Source organism: Gammaproteobacteria bacterium, assembly GCA_013816845.1.
In the GTDB taxonomy this organism is placed as follows: Bacteria; Pseudomonadota; Gammaproteobacteria; order DSM-16500; family DSM-16500; genus Aquicella.
Window position 1 is genome coordinate 269313 of the sequence record JACDDU010000001.1, and the last position, 24550, is coordinate 293862.

A 24550-nucleotide genomic window follows, 5' to 3' on the forward strand; every position below is an offset into this window, starting at 1 on the left:
ATTTGAATATTTGGTTTAATTATTATAATATGCCTATATTTTCCCTTTCCTGAGACTAAAATGAAAATCAATAGACATTGCATCATTAAGCGAAAGAAAAATTGGATATAAAAGTTTGCAAAAAGATATCGATACATCAATCAAGGGGTAAAAGCTTATTTATTCTATGTTAGTGCATTAGCTGTATTTGAACGTGATTAATTCAAGAAATGAAAGCTGCAAGTACAAGAGGAAAGATGGGAGAAGGCCGCCGATTCTTGATAACCAACAAATTAACCGAATGGTCGAGTTATATAATGAAGGTAAAATTAACGTGGCTGAAGTTGCTAAATTTTAAATATTAGTAGACCTTCTTTATGCAATTGTCCAAAAAATTTTCTTTATCAAAAAAACAAGTTTGATCCATTATTAAAATTAACGAGGAGTAAATAAATGCTACTAAATGAAGAGAAATATAATAGTTTTAATTTGGAGTTAAACAAAAAAATATTAAAGGAAAATTGTCTTCCAATTCAAATTGTACTTGATATTGATGATGTCTTAGCGACTGGATTTCATAGCTCAAATCTTCAAAAGCTTTTAGAGGATCATCCTTATCTTAAAGATTTTGAAGATTTGAATTTATTAATTAATGCAGTTTTTCCACATATGATACATCCTGGAGCAATTGAGCTTATTCAATGGATTTTCCAAATACCTAACGTAAATGTGTCATTTTTTAGTAGCGGTGAAGAAACAAGAAATACTGCATTTGTTAAAGAATTATTGACTCTGGCACTAGGAGATAGCTTCGATAAAATTAAAGATAATATAGGAGTTTTTTCACGTCAACATTTAGTGGTTAGTAAGGAAGAAGAAACAAAAAATCAGTTTAAATTATTTAAAATATATCATGGGTCAATGAAGAAAGACTTAAGTAAAATTCTTAACATTGATAATTTAGACAATGCAATTTTGATAGATGATGATTCATCCTATATTGCTTGTGGTCAAGAGAGAAATGTCATGGTTGTGCCAGGTGCTGACGAATATCCCTTTTACGAATTTTATAGAGATGCCAATGAGTTTCCAGATTGCATGGAAAAAAATATATTATCTATGAATCACATTTTTTATATAGCAGGAATGTTAAGCAGAATCTTTAACACGAAAAATAATTGCTTGGCGGATAATTTATTTTGTTTACAATACAAATCAAATGCTGATGGCACACATGAATATGATGGGAGCATACATAACGAGCTCCAATTTTATTTGGATGGATTATCTGAATTACAAAAAGTTAATCCTAAATTAGAATTCTATGGTGGCGAACTTGCGAATGAGCATTTTACGAAAGCTAGCTTTACCAATAAATTTTAGAAAAATAATTTTTCATATATTAATTTAACTGGTTGAGTTGCCCAGGTTTGATACGGGTGATCTGCAGTTTTTTTTGGAATTTATTAGATTCATTGAGTGAGGAAAAATTAAAAGAAGGTGTGAGGTTAAGCACTGTTAATCGAATGCTAGGAGTTGTGCGAGCGATTTTAATGAAAGCAGAAAGAGAATGGGACTGGTTAGATCGCACCTGCTACAAGGATGCTAAAAGAAGATTCAAAAAAGGAATCGGTGAGTTACAAAGAAGAAGCAAGTAGGCTCATTAATGAACTTCCGAAGCATTTAAAAGATTTTGTCATTTTTCTTTGGCTACTGGATTAAGAAAATCAAATGTTACAAATTTTTGATGGTCTGAAGTAGATCTAGAAAGACGACATGCTTTGATTCATCCAGATCAAGCCAAGGCGAAAAAAGAAATCCCAGTGCCCCTGAATGAAACAGCATGCAGTTCTTAAGACGACAACAAGGAAAGCATCTTAGCTTCGTCGTAATACGAAGGCTTAGCGAAAAGCTTAGAAACGAAAGGACAGGAATATAAAAGTTCCGCTGGAATGATTTACGACACACTTGGACTAGCTGGCACGTAGAATGCAACATCGTTACAAACGCTACAACAATAAGAGGTTGGTCTAGTTTTGCGATGGTTTTGAGTTATGCTCATTTGAGCAGGGTGATCATTTGAAAGAAGCTGCGGATAGAATTAACGTTACAATTTTCCCCACACTGGTTCAAAGCCTAACTGCGAAATTTTCTTTAACCCCTTGCTTCTATTAGCGCGCCCGGAGAGATTCGAACTCCCGACCCCCTGGTTCGTAGCCAGAAATGATAATTAAATATGTAATACAATCAATAGCTTGCGATGATTTAGCATTAACAAAAGCCATATAAAACAATGTAAAACCTAGAAAATCCATATTAGACGGGTACAATTTGGGTACATTGAATGAAATAGCAATTTCAAAGTATATGTAAATATAATGTTGCCTTTTTAGAAGCATTGGCTGTGAAATTTACTAGATTTTAAAGGCCTTATGATGGGGTGAGCTTTCACCATTTTCCAAATACCGTGCCGATGCGCGATATTTGGATGTGATGGCGTTTTATTGGTGATACTGACTTATCTTTTCTGCCCAAATGTCTTGAGCCTTCACGGTTCGTTCTGTCTGTACATTTGAAAGTAGTTCGTCCACTTTTTTTAATTTATTCTCTTCATTCAAGTATTCCATGTATTCTGGCATGAATTGTATTGCAGCAATCCGAATTTTGTTTAAACATTCAGACGTGATACCATAATCTTCTGCTGTATTTTCATTATCCTTACCATTAATGCTGTTCTCTGCAAAGTCTAGCAAAACCCTTTTAACAAGAAGCTTAAGTTCCTTGAATTCTTTTGATATAGGTAAAACGTATTTATCTGTATCAGGGGTAATACGCTTTTTAGAGAAAATAGCTGCACGTAAGTCATGTATTGTTGAACCGTTTTGTTTACGAATAAGATCTAAGATTTTATCACGCGATAGTTTTTTTGTTAGATCAAACAGTTCGTCTATTGTTAGCTCTTTTGAGAAAAGTGAATGGCTGAACATATTATATTCCTATTATAGTAATTTGAACTATAATTCTACTATTAAAAATTAAAAAAATTCTATAACGTTCATTTGCATGGTTGTATTTTTAATGAACATTCAAACATTTACGAAATGATATTAACTAACAAATGACTTAAATTTCTTAGTAAATTTTGTTGGTATAAACTCAATAATTTCATAATCAGCAATTTCATGTATGTAGAATGGGTCACTTTTAATGTATATTTCTAGGGCAATGCGATTAGGATAATTAGATAAGATTATTCCACCTGTTCTTGGGTCTTTTCTGCCAGATGCTAAAAAATAACCTAATTTAAATCCTTCATCTAAAAATATTGTATGTGCAGGAATGTGTTTATCGACTTCGTCTAATGGCTTTTTATATGTCAATGAGATTATAAACATCAGTCATTCATCCTGGCTATTTGATTTAGTAAAACGCATAGGTACTACATTTATAAAATCTTTGCTAAAACCTAATTTCTCATAATAGGCAACCATATCAGGTGCACACGTAAGATCAAAGCAGGTAATTTGCTGTAATTTTTGATGATCAAGAATAGCTTCCATTAATAATTTACTTAAGCCCTTATTTCTATACTCTTCCTCAATTATCACATCAAAAATAAATGCATATTTTATTTCATCAGTAAGCACCCTAGCACAGCCAATCAAATCATCGTTATGAATTAAGCCAAAGGATAAACAATTAGCCAACATTTTATTTATTTCATCTAATGTCCTATCATTAGACCACCACATTTTTTTTGCCAATGTATGTAATTGGTTAATTTGTTTCTGATTTAAAATTTCTATAATTTCAAATTGATTCATATCTCACCTGATTATTTTTTACCCGGGAAAATCCCGGGTACTACGATCAGTGGCTACTACGTTAGCGTTATCAAGCACTTCAATTAATGCGGGACAAGCCGCGGCAATACTTAATTTATTTCAATTTATGTTTTCGGCTCTTTTAGCGACATTGATAATTTACCTAAATAGTTATCAACCACTTTTATTGGCATATTTATCGATATTTAGTGCGACATTGATTTATTTGTTGGATTTATTACAAATCAAAATAACTTTTTATTCGCCAAAAAAACAAAGGAGGCAACGATGAATAATTGCTAATTAGATAATAACAAGAAGTAAGTATTCAAGCAGGAGAAGCTTCTTCTACTTAAAAATAAGTTGAAGAAGCTTCACTGTGAAATTAAAATGATAAGGATGATAGATGATGAATATACTTTTTATTACACATGCTGATTTTGAACAACCGGGATATTTTGAAACATGGGCGCAAAAACATGGCTATGATGTAGAAATAAAAAAACCGTATAAAAATGAGCAGTTGCCCGACGTTACAACTTTTGATTGCTTGATAATAATGGGTGGGCCTCAATCCCCCTTAGAAATAGATAAAGCACCTTACCTTAATCAAGAAATACAGCTTATCAAACAAGCCATTGCAAAGGATTATCCCATAATTGGAGTTTGTTTAGGCGCGCAGTTAATTGGTGAAGCATTAGGTGCTAAGACTGAGAGAAGCCCGTTTAAAGAAATTGGTATGTACCCCATCAGAATACTAAACAGAGAAAAGGAAGGTAGTATTTCTACTAATTTACCCGACAAATTCGAAGTCATGCATTGGCACAGTGATATGCCCGGCTTGACTGCAAATTCTATTATCCTTGCTGAAAGTGATGGCTGCCCACGGCAAATCGTTAAATATGATGAGCAAATTTATGGCTTCCAATGCCATTTAGAGCTGACTAAAGATTTAGTGGAAGGGTTAATAGCAAATTGTCCTAATGATCTTAAAAGTGGTCGTTATATAAATACAGTAGAGGAACTCAGGAAGGTTGATTACGATGAAATCAATCATAAGTTGGATTTATTTTTAGAAAATATAAAAGAATTAATCTGTGCTAACCAACCCAATAGAATAAAAATGAGATAAGGAAAGAGTGAGTAATGAAAGATATTATTCTAGACCAGCTAAATTTATATATATGGGCAAAAGATAAAAATTTTCGTTATGTATATTGTAATGAACATTATGCTATGGCTGCTGGTCTTGATTCACCACATCAAATCATTGGTAAAAGCGACACTCAGTTACCCTGGAGAAAATTAGCTGAATTATTCAAGGTGGGTGATTACGATGTGCTGAATGTTCAAACAAGAATAAATACGCCTGAAGTATCAGATACCATAAATGATGTTAAAGAGATTTTGGTAACAGAAAATCAATTATTAAATAGTAGTAATAAGTGTATCGGTGTTGTGGGAACATTCGTGGATATTACTGGGAAACAGTTAGTCAGCAAAACTGGTCACTTTGATATATCTAGTAAAAGATATTATTTAGGGGAAGATTTTGGCAATGAATATTTAACTCATAGGGAAGTTGAGGTTTTTAGAAAATTATTGCTTGGCTACACTGCAAAGCAAATGGGCGAAGTCTTAAACATATCGGCGAAAACCATTGAAAGTTATATTGATAACCTCAGAAGAAAGCTGCAAGCAAAAAATAAAGGAGAGATAATTGCGACCGCAATTCAATTTGGGCTTACGCATATCATCCATTTAAATTGGTATAATGATGTCTATAATTAAATAAAATAGTGTTGCTGATAATGAGCATAAAAAATTTGGCTACACCCTAAACTAAAAAGAACGCTTAATGTTTGGTAGCTAACCAATAACATGAAAATATATAAAATAACAAAAAAGTCTCCAGACCAAATATTTATCATAAATGAAGATAAAAATCCTATTATTACTAAAATAGAATGCGACATCATATTATTTACAGGTATATATAATACTTGCCAAAAATTATGGTCAGTGCGTATTGATTTATATAATGAGACGAGTGATATGAGAGCACTATTCTATACAGTACCGGATATAACTCGAAGTAAGTGGATGGGTTATGAAGCTTTGATACTTCAAAAGGACATGAAAAATATTGTTGAATTATTTAAAATCATACAGCAAGTGGATCCCATACCACTAAGTGCTATTTCTGAAATAATGGAATTGATTGATTTTGATCTAAGTGAATTGTTAAATATGGAGTCAATGATGAATGAGGCAATGCTGGGGCATCATCATGATGCGTTAAAGTATGGACTTGAGGCGCATGAGAAAGGAAATAATGAAGCTTTAGCCAACCTAGCTAATTTTTATCAAGACAAAAATGACGAAGCAAATTACATAAATGTATTATCTAACATTCCTCAAAATCACCCCTCATTTAAACAGGCTAATGAAGAAATTTTAACTTATCAACAAAATCTATCTATACCGCAAGATGAATGCAAAAAAATTAACATATCATCTTCCATGTTTTATAAAATTTACAATGCTGTATAAGTTATTGCATGTGCCATTGTCAATGATTAATATCAGCAGCATTTTGGTATTAGTTTTGACAAAGACTACATATGCTCCTCATGAAGGCAACTAAACTCCTCCCCGGAATATCTCCCTTATAATTTGTAGGTTTATACTTCAAATTACCTCATATTATTAATCTTTCCATGCTTATTTGGTACTTTATTGTGATGAGGTATAAGTGAAAACTCTAACTCTGCAAGAAGCCGCTCTATTTTTAAAAATGTCTGCCGAATCACTTAGGTTAAAAACCGCCAGTGGTGAGATACCGGGAGCAAAACCGGGACGACGTTGGTGTTTTAGAGAAGATGATCTTGCTGAATATTTGCGATCACTTTATCCTATGCAGGCTAAAACATCGCGGGGTGTCGTTACAACTAATAGGAGGACGACAACATGGCACTCTGCAAACGAGGTAAAATTTGGTGGATTAGAATCTGTCATGGAGGAAAGAGAGTACAACACAGCACTGGAACCAGCGACAAAGTAGCTGCTAAGAGGTTGCATGATCAAATTAAAGCAGATCTTTGGAAAGATATCCACCTTGGTGAAAAGCCGCAGAAAACATGGATGCAAGCGGTGACGCGTTGGATAGCTGAAGCCCAACATAAGCGTAGTTTGAATGATGATAAAGCGCATTTAAGATGGGTTAGTCCTTATCTTAAAAAATTCTTATTAGATCAAATTAACCGCGATATGTTGAGCGATATAGCTGAAAAGAAACTGGCTGAAGGGGGGAAACCATCTACTGTTAACCGTATGTTGGAAGTTATACGGGCTATTTTTCGTAAAGCCGAGCGAGAGTGGGAGTGGTTAGATAAGGCGCCGCAAATTCGCATGCTGAAAGAAAATACGAAACGGATTCGCTGGTTAAATTATGAGGAAGCAAATCGGCTTATTAATGAGCTTCCAACACATTTAGCGGATTTAGCTATTTTTTCTTTAGCGACGGGATTGCGAAAAGCGAATGTGGCCGGGTTGCAATGGAGTGAAGTGGATTTAATTAGGAGGCATGCTTTAATTCATCCTGATCAGGCCAAAACGAAAAAGGCGATTCCGGTGCCTTTGAATAAAACTGCGGTAGAAGTTATACGTAAACAATTGGGTAAACATCAACAATTTGTTTTTACCTATGATGGAAAGCGCATTATTCAATGTAATACTAAGGCTTGGAAAAAAGCTTTAGCTAGAGCAGGAATTGAGAACTTTCGCTGGCATGACTTACGTCACACTTGGGCAAGGTGGCATGTACAAAATGGTACATCGTTACAGGAGCTGCAACAGTTAGGAGGATGGGCTAATTTTGAGATGGTATTGCGTTATGCGCATTTAAGTAGTGACCATCTTAAGGAAGCTGCAGAGCATACAAATGGGTACAATTTGGGTACATTACAAAAAGGAGTTGCGAATGGCAATCTATAACTTGTTGTTTTTAAAGCTTCTATTAGCGCGCCCGGAGAGATTCGAACTCCCGACCCCCTGGTTCGTAGCCAGATACTCTATCCAACTGAGCTACGGGCGCGTTAAGGAGAAAGTTGCTATGATTTTTATCAAGCAACAGAAGTAAACACAAAGCCTTAAGCTAAACGTATCTACCATGATTCTGAACGGAGAGAGAGGGATTCGAACCCTCGATGGAGCTTATGGCCCCATACTCCCTTAGCAGGGGAGCGCCTTCAGCCTCTCGGCCATCTCTCCAAAGTTTTTCCTTTACTCTTTATCTTCAGGTTTATCAATTTTGCTTTCACGCTTCTTTTTGACCGTCACTTCGGGTTCTTGCTGAGCGGCGGACGTAGCGATAGGCGCACCTTCTTTAGGCGTCGTATTTTTTTCTTGTTGTATACGCTGATAAATCTCTTCACGATGAACAGACACAGTTTTAGGCGCGTTGATACCGATACGAACTTGGTTACCTTTGATACCGAGCACGGTCACGATGACGTCATCGCCAATTACTATGGTTTCACCCACACGTCTTGTTAATATGAGCATGATCCATCTCCTTTTCTAAAACTGCCTTGTCCATTAAAACCGCCATTCTCTCGTTTAGTTATGTAGATGAGAAAATCATCAGTAACTTTATTCATTTTATCAGCTCTTACGAGAAGCAGGGGTCTCATAGCAATTTTCTGTTTTTATACCCTTAGTTAGTGTCTTTCAAGGTGTGCAATAGTAAACAATTAATGACGTTTCTGCAAATAGGATTTGCATATTTCGACAAGATAATTTGGTGTGAATAATGAGGGACATACGCGTCAAACTCAATGTGAAGTCAAGCCTCGGTTAATTAAAAAATAGAGTATTTTTAGTTAATTCAAGACATTACTTCAAAATTGACGATACGAGCTGGCGGTTTATCCAATTCAAACGCCTTATGGATAACACGAACCCCACATTCCAATTGGGCTTCATCGACAACAACTGAAATTCTAATTTCAGAAGTGGTGATCATTTGGATGGAAATATCGGCGTCACCGAGGGCCTTAAACATGGTCGTTGCAACACCAGTATGGGAGCGCATGCCAATGCCTACCAGGGAGAGTTTGGCGACTTTAGCATTAGTTTTGACTGAACAAGCGCCCAATTCTTTCGCCAAGTCCTCGATCAATACTAACGCTCGACCATGTTCGCGTCGATTAACCGTAAAGGTAAAATCTACCGTTCCTTCCGGCGTAATGGTTTGAGCAATCATGTCAATTTCAATGTGAGCTAAACTCACGCGCTCAAGGATGCGGCCTTCCATGCCAATTTGTCGTGGAAAGCCAGAAAGTGAAATAATCGCTTCTTCTTTACTGAAGGCAATGCCTGAAACTAACCCTTTGTGCATGATCTTATCCTCAAAAGTGACGAGGGTACCTGGGCCATCCGAAAAAGTTGAGAGGACACGGATAGGCATATTAAATTTACTGGCAAGCTCAACAGAGCGCATTTGTAAAACTTTAGCGCCGAGACTAGCCATTTCAAGCATTTCTTCAAAACTTATGTAAGGAAGCAGCCGTGCTTCATGGAATAAATGGGGATCGGTGGTGTAAACGCCATCGACATCGGTATAAATTTGGCATTCATCTGCTGCAAGGGCTGCCGCGATTGCAACTGCTGTCGTATCCGATCCGCCACGACCGAGCGTTGTAATGTCGCCATACTGCGTTGCGCCTTGAAAACCTGCGACGACTACAACTTGTTGATTTTGTAACTCGCGAATAAAGATATCCGGCTTTACTTCTAAAATTCGAGCCTTGGTGTGAATGCCATCGGTCAAAATGCCTACTTGGGATCCTGTGTAGGATCGAGCGGGACAATCTGCGGCATTTAAAGCCATGCATAGCAAAGCCATGGAAATTTGCTCGCCTGTAGAGATAAGAACATCTAGTTCTCTAGGTTGTGGGGTAGACGTGAGGGCATTTGCTAGTTGAATTAATCGATCAGTTTCACCGTACATTGCAGACACCACGACGACGACATCATGTCCTTGATCTCGCGTGGCTTTAACTCGCTTAGCGACATGGTGAATTCGGTCAAGATTCCCGACCGAGCTCCCTCCATATTTTTGCACGATAAGGGCCATGATATTCCTTTGGGCACATTACGTTGTTGAATGCTTTAGCTTGTCCTTAACCCAATGATAAACATTCTTAAGGGCATCATCCAATTTTTCTGGTTGATTGCCACCGCCTTCCGCCAAATCCCGGCGTCCGCCGCCTTTGCCACCGACTGAATTGGCGAGCACGCTAATTAAGTCTTTGGCGCTCAATCTATCGACGAGGTCAGGCGTTATACCGCCAACCATCCCAATTTTTTGATCTTTTTGCGTTGCTAAAACGACAACTGCACTGCCTAATTTTTCTTTGAGGTGATCTAAAGCACTGCGTAATGCCTTACCATCTAATCCTTCGACTCGGGTCGCTAGCACCTTAATGCCATTAATATTTTCGGCTTGTAATGCAAGCTGACTACTGGTCAGACCCGCTAATTTTTCTTGGAGGGTTTGAATTTCTTTTTCAAGACGAAGAGCGCGATCTTCTGCGATTTTTTGCGATTGATTAAAATCCGCTGCTTGCTTATTAAAGAAGTGTAAAACGCCATTCCCCGTCACGGCTTCTATTCGTCGGATGCCAGCTGCAACACCCGATTCACCGGTAATTTTAAAAAAGCCGACGTCTCCCGTACGATCTGCATGCGTTCCTCCACAAAGTTCAGCTGAGCGACCAAAGTGTACTACACGAACTTTGCTTCCATATTTTTCTCCGAATAATGCAACCGCGCCACTCGCAATCGCCTCATCAGGAGTTGTAACTTGGACGACCGCTTCGTGATTGGCACGAATTTCTTCGTTCACACGCATTTCAATATGCTGAATTTCTTCAGACGTTAAGGGAAGATGATGCGAGAAATCAAAACGTAAACGTTCCGGTTCAACTAGAGAACCTTTCTGTAAAGCATGTTCACCTAATATTTCTTTTAAAACCATGTGGAGTAAGTGCGTTGCCGTATGATTTAACACCGTTGCAGCACGACGATTGGCATCAACCACGGTGGTGACTTCTGTACCCACTTTCAATTCACCTTTTTCTAACTTACCCAGGTGAAGGTGAGTTTGACCTTGCTTAATAGTGTCGTGAACTTTGAAAATGACTTGGTCGCTGACTGTGAGCGTTCCCTGGTCGCCCACTTGGCCCCCAGATTCCGCATAAAAAGGAGTACGATCTAAAATAATCGAAGCCTTCTCACCTTTTGATAACGTTTCAACAAAATTACCATCTTGGTAAATCGCTATAATTTTTCCAGCACTAGGTTGATTGTCATTCAATAAATTCTTATGACCGACAAATTCAGTAGGAGTTTGATTGATTTGCACAGGCGTTTGAAGCGCTGTAAATTGACTGGCTTCGCGTGAGCGTTCCCGTTGTTTAAGCATTGCTTGTTCAAAACCATCATAATCAAGCGTAAGATTTCTTTCGCGTGCCATATCCGCCGTTAAATCAGCGGGAAAACCAAACGTGTCATATAATTTAAAAACTAATTCACCGGGAATAATCTCGGTTTTTAATTCACTCGTAATTTGTTCAAATAACTTGATGCCTTGCGCAAGGGTAATGCTGAATTGTTCTTCTTCTTGTTTTAATAATTTTTCAATTGACGCTTGGGATTGTTTAAGTTCAGGGTAAGCCTCTCCCATTAAATTAACCAGTGGTTTGACTAACCGATAAAAGAAAGGTTCTGTAATACCTAACTTGTTACCATGACGTATGGCGCGCCGAATAATGCGACGTAAGACATAACCGCGGCCTTCATTACTGGGGGTTACGCCATCGACAATAAGAAAACTGCAAGACCGGATATGATCAGCAATCACGCGTAATGAAAAATGAGATAAGTCGGTGATGTTGGCAAGTTCTGCTGCAGTCTTAATGAGCGGTATAAATAAATCGGTATCGTAATTATTGGCAACACCTTGTAATACGGCAGTGATGCGTTCCAATCCCATGCCCGTGTCAACCGAGGGTTTAGGCAGTGGCGTGAGTGTGCCATCGACAGCACGATCATACTGCATAAATACAAGGTTCCATATTTCGACGTAACGATCGCCATCTGCATCTTTGGTTCCAGGCGGGGTGCCAAAGACGTCCGGGCCATGATCATAAAAAATTTCTGTACAGGGACCACAAGGTCCTGTCGCGCCCATGGACCAAAAGTTGTCTTCTGCGCCACAGCGGCTGAATCGTGTAGGATCAACTTTCATTTCATTTAACCAAATAACTTCTGCTTCTTGGTCTTCTTCATAAACAGTTATCCAAAGCTTTTCAGCTGGAATGTTTAAATCTTCCGTTAAAAAACGATAAGCAAATTGAATGGCCTCACGTTTAAAGTAATCTCCAAAACTAAAATTACCCAGCATTTCAAAAAAAGTATGGTGTCTTGCTGTATATCCAACACGCTCTAAATCGTTATGCTTACCACCAGCACGTACACAGCGTTGAGAAGACGTTGCGCGCGTGTAGGGACGTTCCTCTTTTCCTAAAAAGACATCTTTAAATTGCACCATGCCGGCATTGGTGAAAAGTAAAGTTGGATCGTTGACAGGAATGAGTGAACTGCTGGAAACCAATTGATGTTGATGTTTTTGAAAGTAGTCTAAAAAGCGTTGGCGAATGGCATTACTTGTTGGAGGTACGTCTTGCGTTTTTTTTTTCATGAGTGAACTGCTTTTGCTAGTCAAATGTTAAATAAATTCAGTGTTAAAATGTCGTGGAATGACTGCGTCAATTTGTTCTCGTGTAAATCCTTTCCGTTGGAGGAACTGACATTGTTTCATGTAACTTGTAAAATCTTGCGCTTTTACATTTTTGAATTGTTTCTCCCAAATCCGACGCGCACTATCTAACCAAGTATTATCAGCCATATCTAATTGCGCTGCAATGCACACTTTGTCAATGCCTTGCGCTTTTAATTCAAGTGCAATTCTTTCCGGACCAAATCCCCGTCCACGTCGATAATGAATATAATTTTCTACAAAACGTTCTTCATTGAGTAAGCCATCTTCCACCAACTGCTCGAGAAGAGGGGTAATTTCGTCTAGAACAAATCCCTTTTGGCGTAATTTTAGTGCCAGTGACATTTTACTGTAATCGCGCATTTGCAGGTAGCGGAGCGCTGCATTGCGAATTTCTTTTGTCATGACGTAGGCCCCTTTTTCGGACGTGTTCAGTGTCATGGAAGATAATTGAATCATGGAGGAGGTTGCCAAAGTTCTAGCAGCATAGATTACGTAGCCTCGATTAAGCATCGTTCAATCAAGGCTACGCGATCACTAGGCTACATTTTCTTCTACTTCACTCGCTTTCTTTCCAGCAATCGTTGGGATCATGATTTCTCGAATCTTACCTTCGATCTCTTGAGCCATTGCTTTATTCTCTTTCAGGAACTGGCGGGCATTTTCTTTCCCTTGACCGATGCGCTGACTGTTGTAACTAAACCAAGAGCCCGATTTATCCACAATGCCTAAGGAGACACCCAAGTTGATGACTTCGCTTTCACGGGAAATGCCTTCATTGTAGAGAATATCAAATTCAGCTTGTTTGAAGGGGGGTGCGACTTTATTTTTAACGACCTTAACCCGCGTCTCGCTACCGATTACTTCATCCCCTTCTTTGACACTACCAATGCGACGGATATCTAAACGGACGGAGGCATAGAATTTGAGAGCATTTCCACCGGTTGTTGTTTCAGGATTGCCAAATACGACACCAATTTTCATACGGATTTGGTTAATGAAAATGACTAAGGTATTGGAGCGTTTAATATTTGCTGTAAGTTTACGCAAGGCTTGGGACATAAGACGCGCTTGTAAGCCCATGTGTTGATCGCCCATTTCACCCTCAATTTCAGCTTTGGGGGTAAGCGCTGCAACAGAGTCGATAACGATCATGTCAATGGCGCTGGAACGCACTAACATATCGGCAATTTCAAGCGCTTGCTCGCCGGTATCAGGTTGGGAGATAAGTAAGTCATCTACTTTTACTCCTAATCGTTTCGCATAGCTGGGGTCGAGTGCATGTTCTGCGTCAATAAAAGCTGCGGTGCCGCCTTTCTTTTGGCATTGGCCAATGACTTGTAAGGTGAGGGTGGTTTTGCCAGAAGACTCAGGGCCATAAATTTCAACAATACGTCCTTTGGGAAGACCGCCAATACCGAGCGCGATATCAAGGCCCAATGAACCGGTGGAAATTTCTTCAATATCAGGAATATCTGCATTATCACCTAAACGCATCACGCTCCCTTTACCAAATTGTCGTTCAATTTGACTTAACGCTGCTGCGAGGGCTTTTTTCTTATTTTCTTCCATATAGGGGTCCTTTTGGGCTTTATAAACAAATGATTTTTTAACAGGGTGCTTGGGGGTGATTCAGGCTGAGGAGACGCTAACCTAGGTCAACCTTAATAGATAAAGTTGTTGGTGTCAAAATATTTTGGTCCTTAGGGATGAGGCCATCCCAAGGACCAAAATAGGCTTAATTTTTAATAGTAGGCTTGTTTGGTCGGGTTTTTATTTGCGCCGTTTTTATTCGCAAATTTACCTGAGCCGCTTTTGCTTACATATCGACCTGTACTTGGTTTGCTCGCATCACTTTTGTGTGTGAATTTGCCAGCACTACTTTTTTCGGGACGGTCTTTACTGAAAGTTCTTTCAGAACTTCCTTCCGATCGTTTGCCATAAGATTTTTGAGCGCTACCTTCAGATCGTTTACCGTATGATCTTTCTGAACTACCCTCAGATCGTTTACCGTAAGATCTTTCTGAACTTCCTTCAGATCGCTTACCGTAAGATCTTTCTGAACTACCCTCAGATCGCTTACCGTAAGATCTTTCTGAACTACCTTCAGAGCGTTTACCGTAAGATCTTTCTGAACTACCTTCAGAGCGTTTACCATAAGATTTTTCAGCACCACCTTCCGAACGCTTACTACTGAATCGTGCCGAAGAACCACCGCCTTTATGCGCGTGGGGTCTTCCGCCATCTTTAGCACCAAAACGACTAGGGCGTTTGTGCTGTCTTCTTTTTAAAGGTAAGGCATCTTCGGCATGTGCACTAGGTTCCATGCCTTCAAAGATTTCCCGTTTAAGCTTTTGACTCGTAAATTTTTCAATGCGTTGTAAATGACGGACATCCATGGGTAAAGCAAAAGATACGGCAATTCCTGATTTACCTGCGCGCCCCGTCCGACCAATACGATGGACGTAATCTTCGCAGAATCTGGGCAAATCATAATTAATAACGTGGCTAATATCGGCTACATCCAAGCCCCGGGCTGCAACATCTGTTGCCACTAAATATTGAATTTTTCCATAACGAAGTTGGTCGATGGTGCGGTTACGTTTGTTCTGATTTAAATCACCATGTAATGCAGCAGCTTTTAAACCACGATGGCAAAGCGTTGCAGCAATTTTATCTGCATTCACTTTTGTTGCAGAAAAGATAATGGCTTTAAAAATATTTTCGTTTTCAAGAAAATGTTGAAATAAACGTGTTTTATGCTGCAAGTTATCCGCAACATATAATTTTTGAATAATTTTACTTGGCGCCGTTTGTTCTGGGGATAAATCAATGCGGACTGGGTTATTTAATAAATGTTTAACGATGCGCGAAAGTTTACTGTCAATGGTTGCACTAAATAATAATGTTTGGCGATTGGCAGGGGTTGATTTAGCAATATGCTGTACATCATCGATAAAGCCCATATCCAACATGCGATCTGCTTCATCTAAAATGAGCATTTCAATGCCTGACAAATCGAGGCGTCGATTTTCTAAATGATCAAGCAAACGGCCTGGGGTTGCCACGACAACATCAACAGCGCGAGATAAATCTCTAATTTGCTTCCCATAAGGCATCCCGCCGACTAAGTTCGCCATGTTAAATTGGAGAAACTTACCGTATTTACTGGTTGCTTGGGTAATTTGACTCGCGAGTTCGCGGGTCGGGGTTAAAATCAAAATACGCGGTTTGCGACCTGTTCTTTTACCCATCATTAAATGTTGCAAAGCGGGCAAAACGAATGCGGCGGTTTTACCTGTTCCGGTTTGAGCGGATGCAACAACATCTTTCCCCGCTATTATCTCAGGGATACAGCGTTCTTGGACTGGCGTCGGATGCTTATAGCCACCCGTTTCAACAGCCTTAAGAATGCGTGGATCTAAATTTAGTTCTACAAAAGTCATTTTTGTTTCCTCATTAATGTAATGCACGGCTGACGCAGGATCGCCATTCACATTGTTATGAAGAAATGACCTGGGTAAGCTTGTGACAATTATATGTAAATCATTGCCAAAATAAGCTTAGAGACCTGGAAGGAAATAAAGGCGTATTGGAAATGATAGTTATTTTTATGAAACTTAATTATGGTTCATTAAAACATTAAATGCAAGTTGAGGCCGAGATTTTATCAACAAGATAGGAGGATAAACTCTGCATTAAGAGGTTGTTGTTGCATTTTTTAATCAAAAAGAATAATATTTCTCATTAAATGGTCAGCGCCGATTTGATTTCAGATTGCGGGCGCTTTATAAATTCGGCTAAAGCGCAGCTTGCTTTGGCCTCTATTCCTATAGAGGTGTCTATGATTCCCATACCCATTATTATTCTCGATTCCCAATCCCAATCCATTGAATGCCCGTCACAATTCAACGCTTTTAATCCTTTTATGAGTTTTTAAAGGTGCAGGTCTTTTTAAACAATTATTTAGTGAGAAAATTCAATGCAAATTTATAAGTGTGATTTAAAAGGGTGTGATTCAGATGCTATTCCTGAAAAACTTTATTTTGAATTAAAGGCTAAAGTACAAGCTATTATTAATAAATTAATTGCGAAAGGATTCGAAGAAAAAGAAATAAAGATTTATTTCGACGATACACAGAGACTAATTTCTTTTGATTATTACCCCGATGAAATAGATGCACTTTTTTATTATTTAAATTTAACCAATGAAGAATTTCCAAGCAACTATGTTCGGAAACCTTTTGAGAAAAATGGATGGATAGGAAATCGTTTGCGTTGGACCTATAAAAAAAGTGACGAAGAAATTTTGCAAAGTATTGATCAACTTTGTCAGCAATACGATAAAAAAAATCAGGAACCTGAAGGTGAAGGGTCAACAATTAAATTAAAACTTCCAAAAAATGATAACAATTATAGGAATTATGATGAGCGAAATAAAAACATCTTAGATTCACTTAAATCTTTATTTAAGGGTGAAGTGCGCGGATGTTTTATTGGTGAAATCCACCATCACCAATATCCAAAACGATTCCTTATTGAACATCTTAAAGAATTGAAAGAAATTGGCATCGATACTTTGTTTATAGAATTTCTTTATTATGATGCTCATCAAGCTTTATTAGATGAATATTTCAAGGGTACAAAAGATGCACTGCCTGCAACATTAGAGAGCTTTTTGAATTATAAAGACAGCATAACCAACTGTAAAAAATACAAATATGGCGATATCGTTGTTGCAGCAAAAAAAGCTGGTATTCGGGTCGTTGGACTTGATTGCTATGACTCACTTCTAAGCTTCGGAGAATTTTTCTCTCGAGTTGAAAAGAATGCCAGGATCAAAACATTTAATATTCACGCTTACAATATTATTAAAAAAGAAAGTAAAGGAAGGTACGCTGCTTTTATGGGGCTTGACCATTCTTATATCAATGGCCATACAGCTTATCCTCAACTAAAGAGCGTAGCAGAACTATGTTCAAATTCTTGCAGCGTACATTTAAGTGACGATAATGTTTCTGTCGCAAGCTTAGGTTTATTTAAATTTAACGGATATCCTCTATTTGCTAATGAGGAAAATGTTAAATTTGAACGAAGTAACCAATGTTTCGGCGCAACAATGGTCAGCGTTTTATAATTTTTACAACACTGCTCAGTGAGTGGTGTTGAATTAAATATTTGGATTTTCTTTTGCTTTCTGAGGCAAAAATTTTATAAAATTTTCTATCGTTTAGCTTATCCTTTCCATCCGGATCCCTGATAATTTGCATAAATGCACCTGAATTGCAGTAGCGTTTGGCGAGGGAATCCAAACTGTTTCTATCGGATCTCATTCTATTAACAAAATAAAGGTGTTGGGTAGGGCAAGATTTACTAAGAAATGAATTTTAAACTATCATAATCAATTAATAATAGCATTTTTTAATCAAAAAGATTAATATTTACTCGCATTAAGCTCAGCGCCGATTTGATACAGATTGCGGGCGCTTTAAAAATTTGGCTAAAGCGGAGTTTCAATCTATGCCTAATAAAAATATTATTATCGTTGGTGCTGGGTTGTCGGGTTTAACAGCGATAATCAAATTTTTACAAAATGCTTCTACCAACCCTTCTCTTCAATTCGAAATTAATGTAATTGAGAAACGTTCTCTTAACTTTAATCGTCGTCAAAAATTAATAAATTTAAATAAACGCGAATTCCAAAACTTTCATGATTTTCCAACGAGCGCAAGCAATTATTGGGATGGATATTGTAAACAATTGTTTGATCCAAACGATCAATATAGTTTAAATCATGAAAAACAATTAGTTCATAAAGTGTACGGGATAATGCCAGAAGCGATCCTATCGAAACGAGAAAAATTTTTACGAAAGTTATTTCGGCAAGACTATAGCTATCTGCACCCCTTTACGAATAAAAAGACATTTAAGAATTTCTCAATAAAAGAATTACAGTTTGCACTTTTAGAACATATCAATGAACTTCAAAATTCAGTACCGAATGTCGAGATAAATTGGCATGTAGAAAGCCAAATCAGAAATATTGATTTTGAAACAAAAGAACTTACGGTGGTCGCAGGTGATAGAACCTATTTATTAAAATTTGATGCCATATTTAATTGCGAAGGTACCAAGGCAGAGACGACTGACATTATTAATACCAGTCTACCTCCGAATGTGAAAGAAAAATTTGCGTTTGAAAAAATTGATTTTCCCTTACTTTATCATTGCGCAGTGCGATTAAAATTAAAGCCCAATGTTATCCCTCAAGAACCAAAAAGCTTGATCAAATTTTTTTCCCAACAGAAAAATAAAAATCATCATCTTGCGAAAAAATTTAAAAAAATTGGTTTTGTAAGTCCGACACCACCTAACTTATTTATTATAGATGATAATGCTTATAAGTATGAATTTGAAAAAGAGAAGTTAAGTTTAAGAATATTTGTGGCAAGTGAAATTCCTAAAAAAATTTATGACATCCCTGATCTTGCGGAAAGAAAAAAAATTATTATCCAATGGGCGAAATTAATTGCCTCAATAAGATATGGAATTAGTGATGAATTTTTTGAATTTGATGATCGCGGCGAAACTGATCACTATCAAATTAACGCGCTAACTTTTGCAAATGAATTAAAAGCTGTCAATAGGCCCGAAATAACGCTCCCCAATGGCGTCGTCATTTTTTTAGTGGGGGATGCTAATCTCTCCAATTTTTATCCAATGGGGTGTTCTGCTTTATTTGGATTAAATGAGGCGATTGAAGCTGTTGAATTAATATGCAAAGAAAATCAGTCTAAAGACAGCTATGTTCGATTATTCAATTTTTATCGACTTCACTTGGTTAATGAACTTGAGGCAATGGATTCCTTGCTGCATCGTGATTTTAAAGCTGAAATTGAAGAACAAAAACTCGCTAACCTAAACATGAATCCATGATTACACCAGTAAAGCAGGGCGATTACTTGTAAATTTTAATTGTCCTTACTTTAGCAAGTAGGCTTAAATGGTAGGGGTCTTCTCAGCCTTTGTCGGTAAAAGCTCTACCAATTTTTCTAATGCTATCTTAATCGTTTTGTCCCGAATCTCGGTTCTATTTCCGGACAATTGCAACAAATGGACTTGGGTTGCAAAATCCCGCTGCGCAATAGCCATCCATACTGTTCCGACAGGATTTGCTGCACTTCCTCCGCCCGGGCCTGCGATGCCAGTGATAGCAATGCTAAAGTCTGCGGTGCTGTGCTCAAGTGCCCCTTCCGCCATTTCGCGTACCGTTGATTCACTGACTGCACCAAAACTTTCAAGTGTTAAAGGATTTACGCCAAGCATGGCACATTTCGCTTCATTGCTGTAACACACAAAGCCGCGATCGAACCATACCGAGCTGCCGGGTACACTAGTCAGCCTAAAGCTTAAGCCCCCGCCCGTACAGGATTCGGCAGTGGCAAGCATTAATTGTTCATGGGTTAAAATGGTAGCAATTTGAGTCAATATTTTTTCTTGGTCCATGTCTTTACCTTCTTCCTTAGGCAAGGTATAACTTTTTGGCTTGCAAGCAGGGAATTATGTTATGTCGCAATTAGCTTTTGATCCAACCCCTACGTATACGCCCATGATACAACAATATTTGAAAATTAAGGGGTCCTATCCGCATACGTTGCTTTTTTATCGTATGGGTGATTTCTATGAACTTTTCTTTGACGATGCGATCCTGGCTGCTAAATTGTTAGACATTACCCTCACGGCACGGGGCACTGTGCAAGGTAAACCTATTCCGATGGCTGGCGTGCCTTATCACGCGGCAGAAGGGTATATTGCGAAACTCATTCGTCACGGGCGATCCATTGCAATTTGCGAGCAAGTAGGCGATCCGAAAACTTCCGCAGGACCTGTCGCACGTGAAGTAGTGCGAGTCTTAACACCAGGTACGGTGAGCGATACGGCTTTTCTGGAAGCTTCTACAGATAATTTTTTGTTGGCGTTTTGCGAAGCGAAAACTGGTTTTGGGATTGCAGCACTTGATATGAGCAGTGGCCGGTTTATTGTGACCGAAGTTGAAACAATCGAAGCACTCATCAGTGAATTGCAACGTTTCAATCCTGCCGAAATTTTAATAAGCGAAACCTACCATTTCGATACGACGCTCATAGACATTGAAAATAAACTATGTCGTCTTCCATCGTGGGACTTTGATGCAGCAACTGCGTATCGTTTGCTTTGTGAGCAATTTAAAGTTCATGATTTAACAGGGTTTGGCTGCCAATCTCTTACACTTGGCATTAGTGCAGCGGGTGCGATCCTGCAATACATAAAAATCACAGAGCGAAGTAATCTAAGTCACATTCAAAATATTCAAGTTGAATACCAAGCTGATTCGCTTATTTTAGATGCAGCGACCCGTCGAAATTTAGAACTCACCACTAATTTTTCTGGCGTAGAAGAGAAAACATTAATAGATGTGCTTGATCAAACAACCAGCGCGATGGGCTCGCGTTTATTAAAACGTTGGTTGAATCGCCCCTTGCGTGATCAAAGGGAGATTAGAAAACGGCAAGAAGCCGTAACCTTGCTTATTCATAACAGACAATATATTGAAATTCAAAAACATCTCAAAGGCTATGCAGACGTTGAGCGGATTGTGACCCGCATCGCTTTAAAAACAGCCCGCCCGAGGGATTTAGCTGGCTTGCGGGAAACCTTACAAGCTTTACCACCCTTGCAAACATTATTAGCGCACTTCTCGCAAGGGTTATTGTTAGACGTTCGGGATGATATACAAAATTTTAGTGGCCTTTGTGACTTGCTGACGAAAGCCATCATTAATAATCCGCCCATGACAATTCGCGATGGGGGTGTCATCGCGATTGGTTTCGATCAAGAGCTCGATGAACTTCTTACCCTGAGTGAAAATGCGGGGGGTTATTTACTACAATTAGAAGAACAAGAAAAAAAGCGTACTGGATTGTCAACGCTCAAAGTTGGATATAATCGCATTCATGGTTATTACATTGAAGTGAGTCGTTTGCAAGGTCAGGAGCTACCCGCCAATTACACGAGACGACAAACGCTTAAAAACACTGAGCGTTTTATTACCCCTGAATTAAAAGTCTTTGAAGATAAAGCTTTGAGTGCAAAAGAGCGGGCTCTTGCGCGTGAAAAAATATTATATGAAGCTCTACTTCAACAACTTTTAAATTATCTAAGTCCATTAAAAAAATTAGCCAATGCGTTAGCAATCCTTGATGTTATAGCGAATTTTGCATGCCTTGCCGATCATAACCACTGGTGCTGTCCAACGCTTGGCGATGAACCCGGTTTGCTCATTCAAGAAGGTCGTCATCCCGTGGTGGAAGCCATATCAAAGCAACCTTTCGTACCGAACAGTATTGAATTGGGAACGGGTACACAGATGTTGATTATTACAGGACCCAACATGGGCGGTAAATCAACTTATATGCGGCAAACCGCGCTGATTGTTTTGCTTGCGCATACGGGAAGTTTTGTTCCAGCAAAGACTGCCCATATCGGCAGTATTGATCGCATTTTTACGCGCATCGGGGCAAGTGATGATTTAGCGAGTGGTCGTTCGACTTTCATGGTTGAGATGACAGAAACCGCTGTAATTATGCACCATGCAACACCTGCAAGTTTAGTCCTCATGGATGAAATTGGTCGAGGCACTAGCACTTTTGATGGTTTATCTCTTGCTTATGCATGCGCCCATTATTTGGCTAAAGAAATTGGCGCTTTAACCTTATTTGCAACTCACTATTTTGAATTAACTGCACTTGATGAGGAATTATCAGGTGTTGCTAACGTTCATTTAGATGCGACGGAACACGAAGAAAAATTAGTTTTTTTTCACACAGTGCAACCGGGTCCTGCTAACCAAAGTTACGGGATAGCTGTCGCTAAATTAGCGGGTCTTCCTGAACGGATTATCATTCATGCGAAAACAAAATTAAATACACTCGAAAATCAATCAGTAAAAGAAATGGCGGTGCTCGCACCCGAACCGTCTTCAGTTACGGTCCATCCGGTTTTAAGCACTATCCTTGCATTGGATTTAGACGCCTTAACACCGCGAGAAGCGTTAGCGCAACTTTATGAATTAAAGTTAGCGCTTAACTAATTTTTACTGAATATTTGATTTTGTCTTTTAGGTAATTCATTTAAAAAATGAGCAATAAAATCAGCAGAACTATTATATTTCAGATTAAATTCTGAAGCTTTACGTATGGCATCACGAATAAGTGAATGCCATGTAAGGGGTAAATCATGTTTTGCAGTAACATCATGGTTTCTGAGTCCACTGGCTAGGGTATGCTGACGTAAGAAATTAAATACATCGCTTGATAAATAAAGCATGACTTGTCTGAATTCATCTAAAGTTTTACAAGACGTAATACTTTTTTTGATAGGTGCATAAGCCGTATGTTTAGCAGTAACTGCAAGATCGCCCGTCGGGTCTTGAAATTGAGCGTGTAAAATATTGGCGTGGACAAAATGTAAGTAATCTAGTGAATGTTCATATTCAGGTGGATTTTGGAGAACCACCGTGTAGTGACGATTAGCATATTCTCCCCCTTTTTTATACTTATTCATTAAATCATCCCATTTGTTTTTAAAATCAGGATTTTTAATAGCTTGAAGTAAGTGTCTATAGGCCAAACATACATTATTAAAGTTTTTATCTTCAGCAAAGATGGGGATGATTTTTTCAGCAAAACTTTTAAGTTGATCGAGTTGTCTTGCTTCCATCGTACTACTAAGTTGGATTGCTTGGTTAAAGAAGACCAACGCGACTTGTTTCCAAGTTTCAGTATGAGCCGTATGAAAAAAAGCAGATCGTTGGGTTTTCAAAAAACTAAAAATTTTTTCATGCTCAATGAAATTGAACATATCCTTTAACGATTCAAAATCATTTAAATGTTCGACGCAACTACCAATAATACCGACAGATCTTGGTTTTAATTCAGGTGTTTTTTTAGGTAAGCCGCATTCCGCTTGTAAGTGTTCAATTTGTTTAGTAAGAACCTTATGCCTAATTTCGAAAATCGTTGTTTGTTCATCACTATGAGTGGCTGCATAGTCATTTAAGCTGGCAAAAATTTTTGAAGCAGGTAAACGATTTTGCATAACTTCAATCATCCAGTCATAATTTTCGTCAGCATTGCTTTGGGTGAAACAATAATTTTCCGCAACGGTTTTTCGTTGGTAATCATAAACATTATCATCGACCAATCCAATGCAAGACGCAGGTAATTTGCCTTCTGCCAGCACGGTATTAGACATTGCAAGCAAGGTAATTTTACCTTGGCCCTCTTTACCCGTGCTATCTGCCAACCCATTTAAAAACCATACAAGCTTGTTGATTGTTTCTTGGGAAAGATCATGATTTTCCAGCAGGATATCAACATCTGGATAATCCTCTTTTGCAAGCGCAGCTAATTTACTTTCTATAACAGCAACTTCTGCTTCATTGCAAGTAAGTTCAGTAAGGTTGTTTAAAATTTCAAGACTTTGCCAATGATAAGCAACATGCATCGCATCAGATTTTGTTAAAAACGTGCGATCTACACCTAAGGTATAGTCTAAAAGTTCATATACTTTTTCTCGGATATAACTGTCTTCGCCAACAAATACCATGTTCTGGGCAATCATCGTGGTTTTAACATTATTCATGGCCAGAATACTTAAACCAACTTTTAAAATTGCTGCGTAGTCATGGGGAATAAAAACATTGGCAATGGCATTAATGTTGGAATTAAAAAATACACCACGCGCTTGTATGGTTTCCATTTCAGCGTCGGAAGCTGGAAAACTTAATTTTGAAAGTTTATTAATAGCGCCATCAAAATCGATATTTTCAATGGCTATAACGGGAGAGCCGGATGGCATAATA

At 38.3% G+C, this 24550-nt stretch carries 21 protein-coding genes, 2 tRNA genes and 1 riboswitch; of the genes, 10 read left to right on the forward strand and 13 right to left on the reverse strand.

All coding sequences use genetic code 11. The features are described 5' to 3' along the window. Window positions 1–193 precede the first annotated feature (193 nt). Both H0W64_01310 and H0W64_01315 read left to right on the forward strand, forming a co-directional pair. Window positions 194–337: a helix-turn-helix domain-containing protein gene (locus H0W64_01310; GenBank protein ID MBA3660344.1), complete on the forward strand. Its 144-nt coding sequence runs from the start codon at window positions 194–196 to the stop codon at window positions 335–337. 95 nt (window positions 338–432) lie between these two features. Continuing rightward, complete coding sequence (locus H0W64_01315; GenBank protein MBA3660345.1) at window positions 433–1362, forward strand: hypothetical protein; 930 nt, start codon at window positions 433–435, stop codon at window positions 1360–1362. A 1118-nt stretch (window positions 1363–2480) separates the two neighbouring features. On the opposite strand, the gene H0W64_01320 is transcribed toward H0W64_01315, so the two are convergent. The 3 genes from H0W64_01320 to H0W64_01330 form a co-directional block, all read right to left on the reverse strand. Then, a complete protein-coding gene (locus tag H0W64_01320) occupies window positions 2481–2966 on the reverse strand; it encodes a hypothetical protein (protein MBA3660346.1) in 486 nt (161 codons plus the stop codon). Between the two features lie 120 nt (window positions 2967–3086). Then, the gene (locus H0W64_01325; GenBank protein MBA3660347.1) at window positions 3087–3374 is read right to left on the reverse strand and encodes a GTP cyclohydrolase; all 288 of its coding nucleotides are present in this window, start codon (window positions 3372–3374) and stop codon (window positions 3087–3089) included. Between the two features lie 3 nt (window positions 3375–3377). Next, window positions 3378–3803, reverse strand: a complete 426-nt coding sequence (locus H0W64_01330) for a GNAT family N-acetyltransferase (protein ID MBA3660348.1) — start codon at window positions 3801–3803, stop codon at window positions 3378–3380. A 409-nt stretch (window positions 3804–4212) separates the two neighbouring features. Here H0W64_01330 and H0W64_01335 point away from each other — a divergent pair, with 409 nt between their 5' ends. From H0W64_01335 to H0W64_01355, 5 genes are all read left to right on the forward strand, one after another. Then, window positions 4213–4935, forward strand: coding sequence for a homoserine O-succinyltransferase (locus H0W64_01335; GenBank protein ID MBA3660349.1), 723 nt, complete (start codon window positions 4213–4215; stop codon window positions 4933–4935). A gap of 14 nt (window positions 4936–4949) precedes the next feature. Next, complete coding sequence (locus H0W64_01340; protein ID MBA3660350.1) at window positions 4950–5594, forward strand: PAS domain-containing protein; 645 nt, start codon at window positions 4950–4952, stop codon at window positions 5592–5594. Between the two features lie 90 nt (window positions 5595–5684). Then, a complete protein-coding gene (locus H0W64_01345) occupies window positions 5685–6356 on the forward strand; it encodes a hypothetical protein (protein ID MBA3660351.1) in 672 nt (223 codons plus the stop codon). A gap of 202 nt (window positions 6357–6558) precedes the next feature. After that, on the forward strand, window positions 6559–6867 hold the full coding sequence (locus H0W64_01350) for a helix-turn-helix domain-containing protein (GenBank protein MBA3660352.1): 309 nt from the start codon (window positions 6559–6561) through the stop codon (window positions 6865–6867). Then, complete coding sequence (locus H0W64_01355; GenBank protein ID MBA3660353.1) at window positions 6774–7799, forward strand: tyrosine-type recombinase/integrase; 1026 nt, start codon at window positions 6774–6776, stop codon at window positions 7797–7799. Before H0W64_01350 ends, H0W64_01355 begins: the two co-directional genes overlap by 94 nt. Window positions 7800–7825: 26 nt before the next feature. Here H0W64_01355 and H0W64_01360 read toward each other — a convergent pair. From H0W64_01360 to H0W64_01395, 8 genes are all read right to left on the reverse strand, one after another. Continuing rightward, window positions 7826–7899, reverse strand: a tRNA-Arg gene (locus tag H0W64_01360). Between the two features lie 86 nt (window positions 7900–7985). Beyond that, window positions 7986–8075 (reverse strand) — tRNA-Ser (locus H0W64_01365). Between the two features lie 12 nt (window positions 8076–8087). After that, window positions 8088–8369, reverse strand: a complete 282-nt coding sequence (gene csrA, locus H0W64_01370) for a carbon storage regulator CsrA (GenBank protein MBA3660354.1) — start codon at window positions 8367–8369, stop codon at window positions 8088–8090. Window positions 8370–8691: 322 nt separating this feature from the next. Then, complete coding sequence (locus H0W64_01375; protein MBA3660355.1) at window positions 8692–9942, reverse strand: aspartate kinase; 1251 nt, start codon at window positions 9940–9942, stop codon at window positions 8692–8694. A gap of 18 nt (window positions 9943–9960) precedes the next feature. Then, complete coding sequence (gene alaS / locus H0W64_01380) at window positions 9961–12570, reverse strand: alanine--tRNA ligase (GenBank protein MBA3660356.1); 2610 nt, start codon at window positions 12568–12570, stop codon at window positions 9961–9963. Window positions 12571–12597: 27 nt separating this feature from the next. Then, complete coding sequence (locus H0W64_01385) at window positions 12598–13053, reverse strand: regulatory protein RecX (GenBank protein MBA3660357.1); 456 nt, start codon at window positions 13051–13053, stop codon at window positions 12598–12600. Between the two features lie 132 nt (window positions 13054–13185). Then, the gene (gene recA, locus H0W64_01390; protein MBA3660358.1) at window positions 13186–14220 is read right to left on the reverse strand and encodes a recombinase RecA; all 1035 of its coding nucleotides are present in this window, start codon (window positions 14218–14220) and stop codon (window positions 13186–13188) included. Window positions 14221–14393: 173 nt separating this feature from the next. Beyond that, complete coding sequence (locus tag H0W64_01395) at window positions 14394–16094, reverse strand: DEAD/DEAH box helicase (protein MBA3660359.1); 1701 nt, start codon at window positions 16092–16094, stop codon at window positions 14394–14396. Window positions 16095–16630: 536 nt separating this feature from the next. Here H0W64_01395 and H0W64_01400 point away from each other — a divergent pair. Both H0W64_01400 and H0W64_01405 read left to right on the forward strand, forming a co-directional pair. Next, window positions 16631–17785 carry a hypothetical protein gene (locus tag H0W64_01400; protein MBA3660360.1) on the forward strand — a complete coding sequence of 385 codons (1155 nt, stop codon included), beginning with the start codon at window positions 16631–16633 and terminating at the stop codon, window positions 17783–17785. Between the two features lie 312 nt (window positions 17786–18097). Continuing rightward, window positions 18098–18173, forward strand: a riboswitch (SAM riboswitch). Then, complete coding sequence (locus tag H0W64_01405; protein ID MBA3660361.1) at window positions 18169–19584, forward strand: hypothetical protein; 1416 nt, start codon at window positions 18169–18171, stop codon at window positions 19582–19584. (Overlaps the previous riboswitch by 5 nt.) Window positions 19585–19647: 63 nt before the next feature. On the opposite strand, the gene H0W64_01410 is transcribed toward H0W64_01405, so the two are convergent. Beyond that, window positions 19648–20154 (reverse strand): CinA family protein, encoded by a 507-nt coding sequence (locus H0W64_01410; GenBank protein ID MBA3660362.1) that lies wholly within the window; start codon window positions 20152–20154, stop codon window positions 19648–19650. A 103-nt stretch (window positions 20155–20257) separates the two neighbouring features. On the opposite strand from H0W64_01410, the gene mutS reads away from it, so the two are divergent. After that, a complete protein-coding gene (gene mutS, locus H0W64_01415; protein MBA3660363.1) occupies window positions 20258–22777 on the forward strand; it encodes a DNA mismatch repair protein MutS in 2520 nt (839 codons plus the stop codon). Here the strand turns inward: mutS and H0W64_01420 are convergent. After that, on the reverse strand, window positions 22774–24546 hold the full coding sequence (locus tag H0W64_01420) for a hypothetical protein (GenBank protein ID MBA3660364.1): 1773 nt from the start codon (window positions 24544–24546) through the stop codon (window positions 22774–22776). The genes mutS and H0W64_01420 overlap by 4 nt on opposite strands. Window positions 24547–24550: the final 4 nt, after the last annotated feature.